Below are 15,802 nucleotides of genomic sequence, written 5' to 3'. Positions count from 1 at the left end.
CGGAGGGAGACCCCATGTCGGACGGAACGGGCAGAGGCGTCGGGATCGGAGTCGGGGTCGGGGTCGGTCCGTACGCGGAGCTGACCTTCGACGCCGACGGGGACGTGGACCGCAGCACCCGGGACGCGGTGGCCGCGCTGGAGGCCACCGACCTGCTGGTGTTCGCGCACGGGTGGAACAGCGACCGGTCGACGTCGACCCGGCTCTTCGACCGCTTCTACGCACCCTTCCCGGGGCTGGTGGGGCCGGGGGTGCGGCTCGGGTACGTGGGTGTCGTATGGCCCTCGATCCGGTTCTCGGACGAGCCGATTCCGGACTTCGACCCCCACGGCGCGCTCGCCGGGCCGGGCCACGGGACGGCCCTGGACCCGGCCACCCTGCGGGCGCTCGGGGAGTTCTGGCCGGGGCGGGTGGCGGAGCTGGACCGGGTCGCCGGACTGCTGGAGGACCGGCCGGAGTCGGTGGCGGCGTTCACGGAATTCGGTGCGCTGGTGCGGGAGCTGTCGGGCGTGGACACGGTCGATCCGGCGGACCCGGCCGATCCGGGGGTTCCGGGGGGCGCGCCCGTTGCCGGGCCCGCCGTGCGGGACGCCCGGGACGTGCCCGCCGTCTTCACGCACGACGTGCTGGAGGTGTGCCGGGCCTTCACGGAAGGGCTGATCGAGGCGGGCGCGCTGCCCGCGGGTGCCGACGGGCCCGCCCTCTCCCCCGGCGGCGGCCTGCACGCGCTGTGGAACGGCGCCAAGGAACTGCTGCGGCAGGCCACCTACTACCAGATGAAGAAGCGGGCCGGGGTCGTCGGCGAGCACGGCCTCGGCCCGGTGCTGGCCGAACTGGCGGGCCGGCGCCCGGCCCTGCGGATCCATCTCATAGGCCACAGCTTCGGGGCCCGGGTGGTGTCCTTCTCCCTGCGCGCGGTGCCGGACGGGGCCCGGTACGTGAAGTCCGTGACCCTGCTCCAGGGGGCCTTCTCCCATTACGCCTTCTGCGACCGGCTCCCCCATGACAAGGGGAGCGGCGGCGCCCTGCGCGGAATGCAGCGCCGGGTCGACGGCCCCGTGGTCGCCTGCCACTCCCCGTACGACTCGGCCCTCAAGGTCTTCTATCCGCTGGCCTCCCGGATGGCAGGGGATTCGGCCGGTCTCCTCGGATTCGACGAGCGGTGGGGCGCGATCGGGCACGACGGGGTACAGGCGGTGCCGGGCGCCCCGAGGCTCACCCTCGACACGGCCCTGCGCGAGGGGGTCCCGGAGGCCGGTTGCGTCAGCGTGGACACCGGGTCCGTGGTGCGTCGCGGCGGTCCGCCCTCGGGGGCGCACAGCGACATCTGCCACGAGGAGCTGGCCCGGGTCGTGGTTGCTGCGGGGCGCATGGGGCGCTGAGTTCCGGCCATGTGCCACCCGTACGCCTCGACCGCCCCCGCATGCGCCCGCAGCTGACCGGGCATGTTGGGCACATCTCACGGTGCGTCGTCGTTCGACGTTGTACGACGCCCCCCGGTGCGGGCGTGGGCGCGACGGAGGTGAAGGTGTGATGGCGGGATTCCGAAGTCTGGCGTACCAGGTGCGGGACGCACGCAATGACCGTGCTCTGCGGCGCCATTCGCTGCGCCGCTGCCTGGAGCGGTTCGCTCCGTACGGGCACCGGGCGACGTGGTGGCACCTGTGCGACCGGCACGGGATCGCTCCCGAGGACCGGGCGGCGGATCCGCAGCGGCTGGTCGCGGCGCTGGAGGAGCTGGAGGAGGCGCGGGCGGTCTGGCTGGAGTACGAGCGCCAGTTCGCGGAGCGGCGCCGGCGGGAGAAGCACCACGGGCTGCGCCGGCCGGAGTGGGCGTGGGGCGGCAGCGGGGATGCGGTGGTGCGGTGCGCCGATCCGGGCGTGCGGCCGGACGGGACGCTGGGCGAGGTGCTGCGGCGGCTGGTCACGGCACTGGAGTCGGAGCCTGGGACGGGCTGCCCCGTCTGCGGGGAACAGGAGCTGCGCTGGCCCGCGCACGTGCCCGGGCAGAGACGGGTGCCCCGCGCGGGGCATCGCAGCTGGGAGGGGGCCTGGGCCTGGGACGGGCCGGTGTGCGCGGGCTGCGGGATCGTCGTGCCCAGGCCGGCGCTGGCGGACTCGGCTTCGGTGACGGATCCGGCTGCGGCCGGGGCGGCATGAGCCTGCGGGGGCTTCGGGAGCCGGGCCCGGTGGCGCTGTCGGTGACGGTGTCGGTGAACGGTGCGCGCGGCGCCGCCGACGGCACCGCGGTGCCGCTGTCCCCGCAGGACGTGGTGGAGTCGGCGCTGGGGGCGGTCGCAGCCGGGGCCGGGGAGGTGCTGGTCCATCCGCGGACCCCGTGCGGCCGGGAGAGCCTGTCGCCCCGGGTCGTCGGGCCGCTGCTGGAGGCATTGCGGGGCGCGGGGGTCTCCGTACCGCTTTCGGTGTCCGCGGGCGTCGGGGCCGAGCCCGATCCGGCGGGGCGGCTGGAGCGGGTCCGGTCGTGGCGGGTGCTGCCGGACCGGGCGGTGGTGCATTTCGCGGAGCCGGGGGCCGAGGAGCTGGCCGAGGCGCTGCTGGCGCGGGGCGTCGCAGTGGACGCGGCGGTTCCGCTGGATCGGGAGGACGGCGGGCCGGGGGCGGGGCCGCTGGAGCGGTTCCTGGCCTGGCCGGTACGGGACCCGGCGCGGATCCGGCTGGCGGTGGAGCTTGCCGAGGCCGATCCGGCGCTGGTGGCCGGGCTGCGGTGGCTGCCGCCGGCGCCGCCACTGCTGCTGTTCGGTCGGGAGGCCGCCGCCTGGCCGGTGCTGCGGCTGGCCGCGCGGTGCGGTGCGGGCGCGCGGATCGGCGTGGGCGACGTACTGCACCTGCCGGACGGGCGGCCGGCCCGGTCGAACGCCGAGCTGGTGGCGGTGGCCCGGGAGTTGGTCGCCGCCGGACGGGCGCGCTTGGGCGGCCTAGAGTCTGGAGCCGGTGAAGTGGTCGCCGAAGACGTCGTCCGGGTTGGACAGGGCGCAGTTCTGCAGTGAGAGGCAGCCGCAGCCGATGCAGTCGGTCAAGTGGTCGCGCAGGCGCATCAGCTGGGTGATCCGCTGGTCCAGCTCGGCGTGCCAGGTCTCGGAAAGCCGGGCCCAGTCCTCGCGGTTGGGGGTGCGCTCCTCGGGGAGCTGGGCGAGTGCATCGCGGATGGCGGCGAGCGGGATGCCGACGCGCTGTGCGGCGCGCACGAAGGCCACCCGGCGCAGTGCGTCGCGGCTGTAGCGGCGCTGGTTGCCGGCGGTGCGGCGGCTGCTGATCAGGCCCTTGGTCTCGTAGAAGTGCAGCGCGGACACGGCCGCGCCGCTGCGGGCGGACAGCTGGCCGACGGTGAGCTCGTGGACTTTCTCGGGAATCTGCGGCACGAGGCCGAGGGTAGTCGGCCGGTCCGACATTCGTTGACAGACGAGTCGTTGACAGATACATGCGACCGCAGCATGCTGAGCAAGCGCTTATTCGCCAGGGAGAGGGGCAGGCATGGCCGAGCCGAGGATCTTCACGTCCGCCGAGGAGCTGCACGCAGGGATCGGGGAACCGCTCGGCCCGAGCGGGTGGCTGGAGGTGGACCAGAAGCGGATCGACCTGTTCGCCGATGCCACGGGCGACCACCAGTGGATCCACGTGGACCCCGAGCGGGCCGCGGACGGGCCCTTCGGCTCCACCATCGCCCACGGCTATCTGACACTGTCCCTGCTGCCGAGCCTGGTTCCGCAGATCATGCGGGTCGAGGGCATGAGGATGGGCATCAACTACGGCACGGACAAGGTGCGTTTCCCGGCACCCGTGCCGGTCGGCTCGCGGCTGCGCGCCAGCGCCGTGATCACGGAGGTCACGGAGGCGGGCGGCGGAGTCCAGGTCGCGGCGACGGTCACGGTCGAACGCGAGGGCGGCGACAAGCCGGTGTGCGTCGCGGAGTCGGTGTCGCGCTACTACTTCTGAGGCGCGGCGGGCGCGGCAGGCGCCGCAGGCCCGGCGGTCGCGCCGGGGACGTCCGGGGCCGCGCCCACCATGCGCAGGACGAGGTCGGCGTAGAGCGCGCCGACCTCGTCGGGCGTGCGACGACCGGCCGCGTTGAACCAGCGGGCCACGTCGATGCACAGGGACAGCACGGCGAGGGTGGTGCCGGGGACGTCCGGCACGTCGAACTCCCCTGCCGCGACCCCGTCGGCGAGGATGCGCCGTATGGCGGCGTCGCTCTGCCGGCGCAGTTCCACGATCTCGGAGCGGTGCTCCGGGGCGAGGGCGTCGAGCTCGTACTGGACCACGCGCGCGGTGGTGTGGTGCGCCGCGTGCCACAGCACGAAGGACCGTACGGCGGCGTCGAGCCGCTCGGCGGCCGAGCCGGGGCCGGAAGCGGCGGTCTCCAGGATCTCCAGGGCCTTGTCGTGGCCGATCCGGCTGATCCGGTGGAGCAGCTCTTCCTTGGTCTTGTAGTGGATGTAGAGCGCGGCCGGGCTCATCCCGGCCCGTCCTGCGATGTCACGCGTGGTGGTGGCGTGGTACCCGCGCTCCGCGAACGCCTCGACGGCGGCGACGAGCAGCCGCCGCGCTGCGTCGGGGGTGACCTCGGACCACGGCCGGTAGCCGCCGGTCGTCTCCGCCGCGGTGTCCATCGCTCGCTCACCCTCTTCGTCCTGTGGAAGGAACACCTTACCGGAGGGTGAGCAAGCGCTTAGCGGACATGGGCAACACGGTCCGCGCCGCTCAGACCTTCGGCTGGAAGGGGTCGTAGTCGGCCATGATCTTCTCCATCCGGGCCTGGTCGACCCGGCTGACGATCTGGGTGAGCTCCTGGCGGTCGCGGATCACCTTGGCGAGGGTGAAGGCCGAGGTGGTGAGGTAGAGGACCGCGATGCCGAGAAAGGCGCGGACCCAGCCGTCCACCTGGAGGTGGTAGATCCCCAGGGCCACGGCGCAGATCGCGATGCCGAAGGACGCGACGGCCTGACCGTAGTACGCCGCCGAGTTGCGCTGCTTGACCGGTGTCTCGTTCATGGGCCCAGCATGGGACGGCGTGACCGGGGCCACATCCGCGCACGTACTCAGATGCGTACTCAGAACGCGGAGACCCCGGTGCGGGCACGGCCGATCAGCAGTTTCTGGATCTGGCTGGTGCCCTCGTACAGGGTCATCACGCGGGCGTCGCGCAGCAGCTTGCCGGCCGGGTACTCGTCGGTGTAGCCGTAACCCCCGTGCACCTGGAGGGCGTTGCTCGCGGCGCGCACGGCGGCCTCGGAGGCGAAGAGCTTGGCCGTGGAGGACTCGGTGGCGAAGGGCTGCCCGCGGTCGACGAGGTCGGCCACCCGCCAGGTCAGCAGCCGGGCTGCGTCCACGTCGACCGAGATGTCGGCGATCAGCTCCTGGACGAGCTGGTGGTGGGCGATGGGCTTGCCGAACTGCTCGCGCTGGGCGGCGTACGAGACGGCCGCGTCCAGGGCCGCCTGCGCGATGCCGACACACCCGGCGGCGACCGACATCCGGCCCTTGGCCAGTGCGGACATCGCCACGGAGAAGCCCTTGCCCTCGGGGCCGAGCATCGTGGAGGCGGGGACGCGGACACCGTCGAGGGCGAGTTCGGCGGTGGCCTGGCCGCGCAGGCCGAGCTTGCCGTGGATCTCACGGCGGGTGAGTCCGGGGGCGTCGGCGGGGACGAGGAAGGCGGAGACGCCACGGTGGCCGGGCGCGTCGCCCGTGCGGGCGAAGAGGAGGACCACGTCGGCCCAGGTGCCGTTGGTGATGAACATCTTGCTGCCGCTGATGACGTACGCGTCCCCCTCGCGCACGGCGCGGGTGGTGAGGTTGCCCGCGTCGGAGCCGGTGCCGGGCTCGGTCAGGCCGAAGCAGCCGAGCGCCTCGCCGGAGCAGAGGCGGGGCAGCCAGGCCCGCTTCTGCTCCTCGCTCCCCCAGGCGGCGACGGTCTTGGCGACGAGGCCGAGGGAGACGGAGACGATGCCGCGCACGGCCGAGTCGCCGCGGCCGAGCTCCTCGGTGACGAGGACGTAGGTCAGGTGGTCGCCGCCGGAGCCGCCGTACTCCTCGGGGACGGTCAGGCCCAGGAAGCCGAGGTCGCCGAGCTTCTTCACGATGGCCCGGTCCACGCTCTCGGCGCGGTCCCACGCGGCGGCGTACGGGGCGATCTCGCGCGCGGTGAACTCGCGGGCGAGGCGGCGTACGGCCTCCTGTTCCTCGCTCAGCTCCAGATTCACCGGGCACCTCCGGGTGTGGCGGCGTGGACCGGCGCGCTTTAACTAGCACCGGTAGTTTATGGCGGGCAGGCCCTACTATGTGGCGCATGGCCAGACCGCGCAAGCCCCTCCTCAGCCGAGACCGCATCGTCGAGGCGGCGGGCGCGCTGGTGGACGCGGAGGGGCTGGAGGCGGTGTCGACGCGGCGGCTGGCCGCCGCGCTGGGGGTCAGCGGCCCCTCCCTCTACAACCACTTCCGCACGAAGGACGAGATCCTGGACGCGGTCGCGGACGCGGTGAGCGCGCGGGTCGACCTGTCGATGTTCGAGCCGGGATCGGGCCGGGACTGGCGGGGCGCCCTGCACGACTGGGCGCACTCGTACCGGGACGCGCTGTCCGACCATCCGAACATCGTGCCGGTGCTGGCGCGCGGCCCGGGCCGGCGTCCGGCCGGCCTGCGGGTGGCGGACGCGGTGTTCGGTGCGATGACGGCCGCCGGCTGGCCCCCGGCGCAGGCGACCCGGATCGGCGCACTGATGCGCTACTTCATCCTGGGCTCGGCGGTGGGCTCCTTCGCCGGGGGTTTCGTGGACGACGAGGCGGCCTACGACCCGGCGGACTACCCGCACCTGGGCCGGGCCCACCTGCTGGCCGAACGCCGGCGCGAGGTGGACGAGGGCGCCTTCGAGACGGGCCTGGCTGCCCTGCTGGACGGGCTGGCCCTCCAGTACGCGGCAATGCCCGAGCCCTGAGCACCGGCCGGCGGGAAACCGGGCCCGGTGGCCGGCGGTGAGCCGCATGCGCATACGGGCGGCGGGTCCGGTGAGCGGGCGGTGAGCCGCCCCGGCCACGGTGGCCCCGACGCCGGATCCACCGAGGACCGGCCGCTGAGCGGCAGGGCCATGGGCATGCTGAACAGCAAGACGGCGCTGGTGACGGGCGGTTCGCGCGGGATCGGCCGGGCGGTCGCACTGCGGCTCGCGGCCGAGGGCGCGCTGGTCTCGGCCGGCTCGGCGAACCCGAGGACGTCGCCGACGTCGTCGGGTTCCTGGCGGGCCCGCAGGGCCGGTGGGTGACCGGCCAGACCATCGACGTCTCGGGCGGGACCCATCTCGGTCCGATCGCCCGCGGTGATCAACTCCGGTGGATAATCACCGGCATGCTGTTCGGAATCCTCGGAGAGACCCGGGCGTGGCACGACCACGGGACGGAGGTTCCGCTGGGCGGGCCGGCCCGTCGCGCGCTGCTGGCCCTGCTGCTGACACACCGGGGGCAGGTCGTGTCGGCGGACCGGCTGGCCGACGCCGCCGGCCCGGACGGCACGCCGTCCACGCACGCCCTCCAGTCCCAGGTGTCCCGGCTGCGCAAGGCCCTCGGTACGGGGGCCGCGATCGAGCAGGCCGGGACCGGCTACCGGATCGTGGTGGCGCAGGACGACGTGGACGCCTGCCGGTTCGAGCGGCTGGCCCGGGAGGGGCGCTCCGCGCTGCGCGCCGGCGACGCCGAGCGGGCGGTCACGCTGCTGCGCGAGGCGCTGGCGCTGTGGCGGGGCCCGGCGCTGCCCGGCCTCGCCGACAGCGAGACCGCCCGGCCCGCCGCACTACGCCTGGAAGAGCTCCGGCTCGGGGCGCTCGAAGACCGGATCGAGGCGGAGTGCCTGCTCGGCGGGCAGCCCGGCGCCGTACCCGAGCTGCGTGAGCTGGTCGGGCGCCATCCGCTCCGGGAGCGGCTGGCGGGGCTGCTGATACGGGCGCTGTTCGCCGAGTGCGGGCCGGCTGCCGCCCTGGTGGCGTACGAGGAGACCCGGCGGCATCTGGCCGATGAGCTGGGCACCGACCCCTCTCCCGAACTGATGGCGCTGCACCGGGAGTTGCTGAGCGCCGATCCGTCTCCGGCGCCCGCCGCCCCGCCCGCGCAGCTGACGGCGTTCGTCGGGCGCGCCGGCGAGGTGGCCGAGGTCGCGGGCCTGCTGCGGGTGGCCCGGCTGGTCACGCTGACCGGCCCCGGCGGAGTCGGCAAGACCCGGCTGTCCGTGGAAGTCGCCGGGACCGGGTCCGACGACGTGTGCTTCGTGGAGCTGGCCCCGCTGCGCGACGGCGCCGGGCTGCCGCAGACCCTGCTGAGCGCGTTGGGCCTGCGCGAGAACGGGCTGAGCATGGGCGAGACCGGGCAGACACCGGTCGACCGCCTGATCGCGGCGCTGTCGGACCGGATGCTGCTGCTCGTCCTGGACAACTGCGAGCACCTCGTCGACGAGATCGCGGCGCTGGCGGCGCGACTGCTGGCGGCCTGCCCGCGGCTGCGGGTCCTCGCGACGAGCCGGGAGCCGCTCGGCATCATCGGCGAGAGCCTCTGGCCGGTGCGGCCCCTCGACGGCGACGCAGCCGTTCGGCTCTTCACCGACCGTGCCTCCGCCGTACGGCGCGGTTTCACCGCCGGCTCCGAGGTCGTGCGGCGGATCTGCGCGGCCCTCGACGACCTCCCCCTGGCCATCGAACTCGCTGCGGCGCGCGTCCGGACGCTGGACGTCGACGAACTCGCGGGTCGGCTGGACGACCGGCTCGGGGTCGCGGCCCGCGGCAGCCGCAGCGCCGAAGAGCGCCACCGGACCCTGCGCTCGGTCGTGGCGTGGAGCTGGGAGCTGCTCTCCGAGCCGGAGCAGCGGGCCGCGCGACGGTTCACGGTGTTCGCGGGTGGCGCGACGGCCGAGTCCGCGATACGGGTGTGCGACACCGACGGCGAGACACTCGAAGCACTGGTCGACAAATCGCTTCTGGAGTTCGCGGGCGGCCGCTACCGGATACTGGAGACGATCGGCGCCTACGGGGGCGAGCAGCTCGACGCGGCGCTCGAACGCGATGCCGTACAGCGGGCCCACGCCCGGCGGTTCCTGGAGCTGGCGGGGACCGCCGACCCGCATCTGCGGCGTGCGGAGCAGCTGGAGTGGCTGCCCCTCCTCACGGCCGAGCACGGCAACCTCCTGGCGGCCCTGCGCTGGGCGGCCGAGGCGCAGGATGTGGAGACGGGCCTTGAGCTGCTCGCCTCGGCCTCCACCTATCTGTGGATCCGGGGCGTGTCGGCCTCGGTCGCGCCACAGGCGATCGCGCTCCTCGAAGCCCTCGACGAGCTCGAAGCGACGGACGACGGGACGGGCGGGACGGGCGGCGCCATGGGCGGCGAGCCGCCTGACGGGCTCGGCGAGGAGTACGTCCTGTGCGTGCTGCTGGCGGCGTCGGGCGCCGACGGGCGGCCGGTGTGGCAGCGGCACCGGGCGGTGGCCGAGAAGGCGCTGGCCGCCGCGTGGTCGGGTGCCCGACCGGGCAGTTACCCCGTCGGCCTGCTCCTGTGGATGATGCGCAACGCGGGCGAAGGCGGCGCGCAGAGCGCCTTCGCGCTCGTCTCGGCCCAGCTCGACTGCCCTGAACCGTGGGCGCGGGCCGCCGCCCGGTACGTGGCGGGCTTCGGGGCCCTCGGTGAGGGGGACGCCGCCCTGGCCGAGCGGACGTTCGACACCGCCGCCGAGGCGTTCCGCTCGCTCGGTGACCGCTGGGGCACCGCCCTGGCCCTGGACGTCCTCTCCGACCTGGCGGGCCGCCGCGGCGACCACGCGCGTGCCCTCGCGCTCACCGACGAGGCCCTCTCGCTCACCGAGCAGCTCGGCGCGCTGGAGGACGGCGCCGACCTGCTGGTCAACCGGGCCGACCGCCGCGTCGCCGAGGACGCGGCGACGGCCCGCGCCGACTATGCCGAGGCCGCCGCGCTGGCCCGGCGCGCCGGCAGCTCCACCTGTCTGGCGGCGGCGTTGCGCGGACTCGCCGACCTGGCCCTGCTCGACGGGGACCCGGCCGGCGCGGAGCGGCTGTACGAGGAGGCTCTGGAGCGCGCCGACCCGCACTGGGTCAAGAGCGTCGGCACCCGGGTCCGTACCCTCGTCGGCCTCGGCCGCATCGCCGAGGCGCGGGGCGACCTCGCGGCGGCCCGGACCCGCTACCGGGAGGCCGCGGAGGCGGCGGTGGCGGCACGGGCCGACACTCCGGATGCCCTCCGCCTGATGGGCCTGCCCGCGAGCGCCGTCAGGCGCGTCACCGAGGCCGTGGGGCGGTGAGCGCGCGAGCCCGGTGAGCGGACGGTGAGCCCGCGGTGAGCCCTGCCGTGGAAGCTCACCGGCATGAACGACACCGACACGAAGAACGTCCGCGTACTGATCTCCGGCGCCTCCGTCGCCGGCCCCGCGCTCGCCCACTGGCTCCACCGGTACGGCTTCACCACCACGATCGTGGAGGCCGCACCCGCCCTCCGCGACGGGGGCTACGCCGTGGACTTCCGGGGCGAGGCCCATCTGTCGGTCCTGCGCGCCATGGGCATCCTGGACGACATCGAACGGGCCCGGACCGGCATGGGCTCCATGGCGTACGTCAACAGCGCGGGCAAGCCGCAGGCCCGGCTGCCCGCCGATCTGTTCGCCGGAGACGTCGAGATCCTCCGGGGCGACCTGGCGCGGATCCTCTACGACACGACGAAGGAGCACACCGAGTACGTCTTCGGGGACTCCGTCACCTCGCTCACCGAGGACGCCGAGGGGGTGACCGTCACCTTCGAGCGCGGCGCACCGCGCCGGTTCGACCTGGTGATCGGCGCCGACGGGCTGCACTCGCGCACCCGCCGCCTGGCGTTCGGGCCGGAGGAGCGGTTCGTACGGCACCTCGGCGTCCACTGCGCGATCTTCACCACGGCCAACCGCCTCGGGCTCGACCACACCGGACACGCGTACCGCACCGCGGGCAAGCTCGTCGCGGTGTACAGCGCCCGCCACAACACCGAGGCCAAGGCCGTCTTCTACTTCGCCTCCCCGCTCCTCGACGTCGGCCGGCGCGACGTCGCGCAGCAGCAGGCCGTCCTCACCGAGCGGTTCGCGGGCACCGGCTGGGAGAGCGACCGGCTGCTGGAGGACATGCGCCACGCGCCCGACTTCTACTTCGATTCGGTCGGTCAGGTCCGCATGGATTCCTGGAGCCGGGGCCGGATCGCCCTCGTCGGCGACGCCGCCTTCTGCCCGTCCTCCCTGTCCGGCATGGGTACGGGACTCGCCCTGGTCGGCGCGTACGTCCTGGCCGGCGAGCTGGCCGCGGCGCGCGGAGACCACCGCGTCGCGTTCACCCGCTACGAGGCCGAACTGCGGGAATACGCGGAGGGCTGCCAGAAGATGGGCGATGGCGTCGCCAGGCTCATGGTTCCCGGGAGCCGCTTCACGGCCACGCTCCTCAACCGCTACTACAAGGTCATGCCGTACCTGCCGGGGAAGGACATGGCGGCCCGGATCGCCCGCAAGACCGCCGAGAACATCACTCTGCGGGACTACGGCGAGTACGACCGGTACCGGCCGCGCAGCCCCGCCCTCCGGGAAGGGGCGGAGGCTCCGCGGTAACGTGCGGCAGCGTCCTACGGCTGGAAGACGACCAGCGAGCGGCCCCCCTTGCCGGCGAGCATCGCCTCGAAGGCGGCCGGGATGCCGTCGAGGGTGATGCGCTCGGTGACCAGGGAGCCGAGGTCGAGCCGGCCCGCGCGGACGTGGTCGGCGATCACCGGGAGATCGCGGGCGGGGTCGCTGTTCCCGTACACGCAGCCGGTGAGGGTGCGGGCGAAGTGGAAGATCTCCAGGGCGTGGAAGGCGACCTGCTGCTCCTTGCCGCCGATGCCGACGACCGTGGTGCGGCCTCCGCGGCGGGTGGAGTCCCAGGCTCCGCGGATGGACTCCGCCCGCCCTACGCACTCGACGGCGACGTCGGCGCCCTGGCCGCCGGTGAGGGCGCGGATCTGCTTGGCGGTGGTGTCGGACGCGAGCACGAAGTCGGTGGCCCCGGCCGCCCGGGCCAGCTCCTCCTTGCCCGGGGAGACGTCGACGGCCACGATCGGGCCCGCTCCGGCGATCCGGGCGGCCTGGAGTGCGGCCAGGCCGACTCCGCCGACGCCGAAGACCGCGACCGCCTCACCGGGGGCGACGCGGGCGCTGTTGCGGACGGCGCCGTAGCCGGTGAGCACCGCGCAGCCGAGCAGGGCGGCCTCGGGCAGCGGGATGCCGGAGGGTGCGGGCAGCACGCAGTTGGCCGCGACGAGCGTCTCCTCGGCGAATGCGGCCACGTTCAGCCCCGGGTGCAGCGGCGTGCCGTCGGCGTCGTGGGCGTAGACCGCCCCGACCCCGGTGAGCGCCTTGGCGCAGAGCCAGACCTCGCCGATCGAGCAGTGGTGGCACTCCCCGCAGGACGGGGCCCAGTTGAGCACCACGCCGTCGCCGGGGGCGACGTGCGTGACGCCCTCGCCGACGGCGAGGACCGTGCCCGAGCCCTCGTGGCCGAGGACTGCGGGGACGGGCACCCTCATGGTGCCGTCGGTGAGGGAGAGATCGGAGTGGCAGACACCGGCTGCGGCGAGCCGCACCCGGACCTGACCGGGGCCGGGATCGGGCAGGACGATCTCCCGTATCTCCAGCGGGGCTCCGACGGCGGGCAGGATGGCGGCGCGGACCATGGTCGATTCCGTCTCTCGGGGCTCGGGACTGCGGGGCGGTTTGGAGCGGCTCGGAGCGGCTCGGGGCGGCTCAGAACTGCAGGGACTTCGTCTGGAGGTACTCGGCCAGGCCGTGCGGGCCGAGCTCGCGGCCGACGCCCGACTGCTTGTACCCGCCGAAGGGCGCGAGCGGGTTGAAGCGCCCGCCGTTGATGTCGACCTGGCCGGTGTCCATGCGCCGGGCGAAGGCGACGGCCGTCTCCTCGTCCGCCGCCCACACCGCGCCGCCCAGCCCGTACACGGTGCCGTTGGCGATGCGCAGGGCCTCGTCCTGGTCCTCGTACGGGAGGATCGACAGCACCGGGCCGAAGATCTCCTCCTGCGCGATGGTCATCCCGGGCGTGACGTCGGCGAAAACGGTCGGGGCGATGAAGTACCCCTGCTCGTGCGGCGCGTCGGGGCCGCCGGCGACGAGGCGCGCACCCTCCTCGACGCCCTTGGCGATGTATCCGCGCACGCGGTCGCGCTGCTTGGCGTTGACGACCGGGCCGAGGCGGGTGCCCGGGTCGCGGGGGTCGCCGGAGGGGTACTTGGCGACGGCGGCGGCCGCGAGCGAGACGGCCTCCTCGTACTGGTCGCGGTGGACGAGCATCCGCGTGAGCGCGTTGCAGCTCTGGCCGGAGTTGTTCATGACGTGGCCCACGCCCGCCGCGACGGCCTTGGCCAGGTCGGCCCCGGGCAGGATGACATTGGCCGATTTTCCGCCGAGTTCGAGCGCGACGCGCTTGACCGCGGCACCGGCCGTGGCGCCGATCTGCTTGCCGACCGCGGTGGAGCCGGTGAAGGAGACGAGGTCGACTCCCTCGTGCGCGGCCAGCGCCTGACCGGCGACCGGGCCGGTCCCGGTCACCAGGTTGAACACTCCGGCCGGGATGCCTGCCTCGTGCACGGCCTCGGCGAAGAGCTGTGCGGTCAGCGGGGTGTCCTCGGCCGGCTTGAGGACGAGGGTGCAGCCGGCGGCGAGAGCGGGCGCCACCTTGGCAACGATCTGGTGCAGCGGGTAGTTCCAGGGCGTGATGGCCCCGACGACGCCGATCGGCTCCAGCAGCACGGTGGAGTTGCCGATCCGCTCCTCGAAGGCGTACGAGGCCCCCAGCTCGGCGTACGAGGAGGACACCGCGATCGGCGCCCCCACGTGGACCATCTCCGAGAAGCCCGCCGGGGAGCCGAGTTCGGCGGTGATGATCTCGGCGAATTCGCTCTTGCGGGCCACCAGCACATCGCGGAGCGCCGCGATCAGGGCGGCCCGTTCGGCCGGAGCCGTGGCCGCCCAGCCGGGGAAGGCGGCACGGGCGGCGCGTACGGCCGCGTCCACGTCCTCGGCGTTCCCGGCCGGGACCCGGCCGATGACCTGCTCGTCGGCCGGGTTGACCACCTCGATCTGCTCGCGTCCGGCGGCGGGCCGCCAGGTACCGCCGATGTACATCCCGTCGTGGGCCTTCATGGCTTTCCTCCCGAGCACGCACCAGCGCGTAGAGACCTGACCTCGTTCGAACACCCTACAAACTAGCGACGGTAGTTTTCGGCACGCCAGAGGTGTCGGGGGTCAGATGATGCCGAAAAGCATCCCTGCCCCGAGGACGACGAGGGAGGTGAGGGCCGCCCACTTCACGGTGAAGCGGGTGTGGTCCCCGAACTCGACCCCGGCCATGCCGACGAGGACGTAGACCGCGGGGACGAGCGGGCTGGACATGTGCAGGGCCTGGCCGACCAGCGAGGCGCGGGCGATCTCCAGCGGGGAGACCCCGTGGGCGGCTCCGGCCTCGGCCAGGACCGGCAGGACGCCGAAGTAGAAGCCGTCGTTGGACATGAAGTAGGTGAGGGGCAGGCTGAGCAGGCCGGTGACCAGCGCCATGTGCGGGCCCATGCCCTCGGGGACGGCGCCGACGAGCCAGTCGGCCATGTGCTTGACCATGCCGGTGCCGCTGAGGACCCCGGTGAAGACGGCGGCGGCGAAGACCATGCCGGCGACGTTCAGGACGTTGTCGGCATGGGCGGCGATCCGGGCCTTCTGGTCCGGCATGTGCGGGAAGTTGACGGTCAGGGCGAGGGCGGCTCCGAGGAGGAAGAGCACCGGGATGGGCAGCAGCTCCATGATCATCGCGACGAGGAGGGCGACGGTGAGGCCGGCGTTGAACCAGTAGAGGCGCGGGCGGAGGGTCGGGCGGAGGGGGTCGAGCCCCTGGAAGCCGTCCTCCTGTACGGCGGAGCCGGCCGATCCGGACGTGGGGGCGGAGCCGGTGCCGGAGGCGGTGCCCTTGCCGGAGGCGGGTTCCGAGCCGGGGGCGGCGCCCGCGCCGGTGGCGGCGGTCTCGGCATCGGCCGACCCGGTGGCGGGGACGAGCAGCGGCTCCTCGGCGGGCTCCGGAACCTGACCGGACACCGGCTCCGTGGCACCGGGCAGGACCAGCGTGCCGATCCGGCGCCGCTCCTTGAGTCCGAGGACGTACGCGAGGGCGAACACGAACAGCAGGCCGACCGCGAGCGCGGGGATCATCGGGACGAAGATGTCGGAGGCGTCGAGCTTGAGGGCGGTGGCGGCGCGGGCCGTGGGACCGCCCCAGGGCAGGGTGTTCATGACGCCGTTGGCGGTGGCGGCGACGCCCGTCATGACCACCAGGCTGAGGCCGAGCCGCTTGTAGAGCGGGTACATGGCCGAAACAGTGATCATGAAGGTGGTCGAGCCGTCGCCGTCGAGCGAGACGATGGCGGCGAGGGCCGCCGTCCCGACCACGACCCGGACCGGGTCCGCCTTGCAGAAGCGCAGGATGCCGCGCACGATCGGGTCGAAGAGGCCGACGTCGATCATCACGCCGAAGTAGACGATGGCGAACATCAGCATGGCGGCGGTCGGCGCGAGTTTGCCGACGCCGTCGATGACGTAGTCGCCGAGGTGGGCGCCCTTGCCTGCGAACACGCAGAACAGCGCGGGGATGAGGACGAGCGCCGCGATGGGCGACATTTTCTTCATCATGATCAGGACCAGGAAAGTGGCGATCATGGCGAAGCCGAGGAAGGTCAGCATGCAGGGAACGTAG

14 protein-coding genes and 1 pseudogene are annotated in these 15,802 nt (G+C 73.7%); 8 read left to right on the top strand and 7 right to left on the bottom strand.

The window, feature by feature from the left end; translation table 11 throughout:
* The first annotated feature begins 14 nt into the window (after positions 1–14).
* The 3 genes from ABTY04_RS18895 to ABTY04_RS18885 all read left to right on the top strand — a co-directional run bounded on the left by ABTY04_RS18895 (position 15) and on the right by ABTY04_RS18885 (position 3,008).
* Complete coding sequence (locus ABTY04_RS18895) at positions 15–1,382, top strand: serine-threonine protein kinase (RefSeq protein WP_352214470.1); 1,368 nt, start codon at positions 15–17, stop codon at positions 1,380–1,382.
* Positions 1,383–1,533: 151 nt separating this feature from the next.
* Complete coding sequence (locus ABTY04_RS18890) at positions 1,534–2,160, top strand: hypothetical protein (protein WP_352214469.1); 627 nt, start codon at positions 1,534–1,536, stop codon at positions 2,158–2,160.
* Positions 2,161–2,189: 29 nt separating this feature from the next.
* Positions 2,190–3,008: a 3-keto-5-aminohexanoate cleavage protein gene (locus tag ABTY04_RS18885; protein WP_352214468.1), complete on the top strand. Its 819-nt coding sequence runs from the start codon at positions 2,190–2,192 to the stop codon at positions 3,006–3,008.
* Here the strand turns inward: ABTY04_RS18885 and soxR are convergent.
* On the bottom strand, positions 2,937–3,380 hold the full coding sequence (gene soxR / locus ABTY04_RS18880) for a redox-sensitive transcriptional activator SoxR (RefSeq protein WP_352214467.1): 444 nt from the start codon (positions 3,378–3,380) through the stop codon (positions 2,937–2,939). The two genes, ABTY04_RS18885 and soxR, sit on opposite strands and share 72 nt — an antisense overlap.
* Before the next feature lie 112 nt (positions 3,381–3,492).
* Here soxR and ABTY04_RS18875 point away from each other — a divergent pair, with 112 nt between their 5' ends.
* Positions 3,493–3,954, top strand: coding sequence for a MaoC family dehydratase (locus ABTY04_RS18875; RefSeq protein WP_352214466.1), 462 nt, complete (start codon positions 3,493–3,495; stop codon positions 3,952–3,954).
* Here ABTY04_RS18875 and ABTY04_RS18870 read toward each other — a convergent pair.
* From ABTY04_RS18870 to ABTY04_RS18860, 3 genes are all read right to left on the bottom strand, one after another.
* Positions 3,945–4,628 carry a TetR/AcrR family transcriptional regulator gene (locus ABTY04_RS18870; protein ID WP_352214465.1) on the bottom strand — a complete coding sequence of 228 codons (684 nt, stop codon included), beginning with the start codon at positions 4,626–4,628 and terminating at the stop codon, positions 3,945–3,947. The genes ABTY04_RS18875 and ABTY04_RS18870 overlap by 10 nt on opposite strands.
* A 91-nt stretch (positions 4,629–4,719) precedes the next feature.
* Positions 4,720–5,010 carry a YiaA/YiaB family inner membrane protein gene (locus ABTY04_RS18865; RefSeq protein WP_352214464.1) on the bottom strand — a complete coding sequence of 97 codons (291 nt, stop codon included), beginning with the start codon at positions 5,008–5,010 and terminating at the stop codon, positions 4,720–4,722.
* A 59-nt stretch (positions 5,011–5,069) separates the two neighbouring features.
* Positions 5,070–6,221 carry an acyl-CoA dehydrogenase family protein gene (locus tag ABTY04_RS18860; RefSeq protein ID WP_352214463.1) on the bottom strand — a complete coding sequence of 384 codons (1,152 nt, stop codon included), beginning with the start codon at positions 6,219–6,221 and terminating at the stop codon, positions 5,070–5,072.
* Positions 6,222–6,307: 86 nt separating this feature from the next.
* Here ABTY04_RS18860 and ABTY04_RS18855 point away from each other — a divergent pair, with 86 nt between their 5' ends.
* The 4 genes and pseudogenes from ABTY04_RS18855 to ABTY04_RS18840 all read left to right on the top strand — a co-directional run bounded on the left by ABTY04_RS18855 (position 6,308) and on the right by ABTY04_RS18840 (position 11,625).
* Positions 6,308–6,952, top strand: coding sequence for a TetR/AcrR family transcriptional regulator (locus ABTY04_RS18855; RefSeq protein WP_352214462.1), 645 nt, complete (start codon positions 6,308–6,310; stop codon positions 6,950–6,952).
* Positions 6,953–7,102: 150 nt separating this feature from the next.
* Positions 7,103–7,171, top strand: a pseudogene (locus tag ABTY04_RS18850) (hypothetical protein); the annotation flags it as partial.
* 188 nt (positions 7,172–7,359) lie between these two features.
* The gene (locus tag ABTY04_RS18845; protein WP_352214461.1) at positions 7,360–10,305 is read left to right on the top strand and encodes an ATP-binding protein; all 2,946 of its coding nucleotides are present in this window, start codon (positions 7,360–7,362) and stop codon (positions 10,303–10,305) included.
* A 63-nt stretch (positions 10,306–10,368) separates the two neighbouring features.
* A complete protein-coding gene (locus ABTY04_RS18840) occupies positions 10,369–11,625 on the top strand; it encodes an FAD-dependent monooxygenase (protein ID WP_352214460.1) in 1,257 nt (418 codons plus the stop codon).
* A 14-nt stretch (positions 11,626–11,639) separates the two neighbouring features.
* Here the strand turns inward: ABTY04_RS18840 and ABTY04_RS18835 are convergent, their stop codons facing one another.
* The 3 genes from ABTY04_RS18835 to ABTY04_RS18825 form a co-directional block, all read right to left on the bottom strand.
* Entirely contained in the window at positions 11,640–12,725 is a 1,086-nt protein-coding gene (locus tag ABTY04_RS18835; RefSeq protein ID WP_352214459.1) for a Zn-dependent alcohol dehydrogenase, read from the bottom strand.
* A 70-nt stretch (positions 12,726–12,795) separates the two neighbouring features.
* Entirely contained in the window at positions 12,796–14,208 is a 1,413-nt protein-coding gene (locus tag ABTY04_RS18830; protein ID WP_352214458.1) for an aldehyde dehydrogenase family protein, read from the bottom strand.
* A 102-nt stretch (positions 14,209–14,310) separates the two neighbouring features.
* Positions 14,311–15,789 (bottom strand): CitMHS family transporter, encoded by a 1,479-nt coding sequence (locus ABTY04_RS18825; RefSeq protein ID WP_352214457.1) that lies wholly within the window; start codon positions 15,787–15,789, stop codon positions 14,311–14,313.
* Positions 15,790–15,802 lie beyond the last annotated feature (13 nt).

The sequence above is a fragment of the Streptomyces sp. NPDC097981 genome (assembly GCF_040302565.1).
GTDB lineage: Bacteria > Actinomycetota > Actinomycetes > Streptomycetales > Streptomycetaceae > Streptomyces.
Note: the sequence above shows the minus strand (reverse complement) of the source record. Positions and strands in the feature narration are given on the sequence as shown.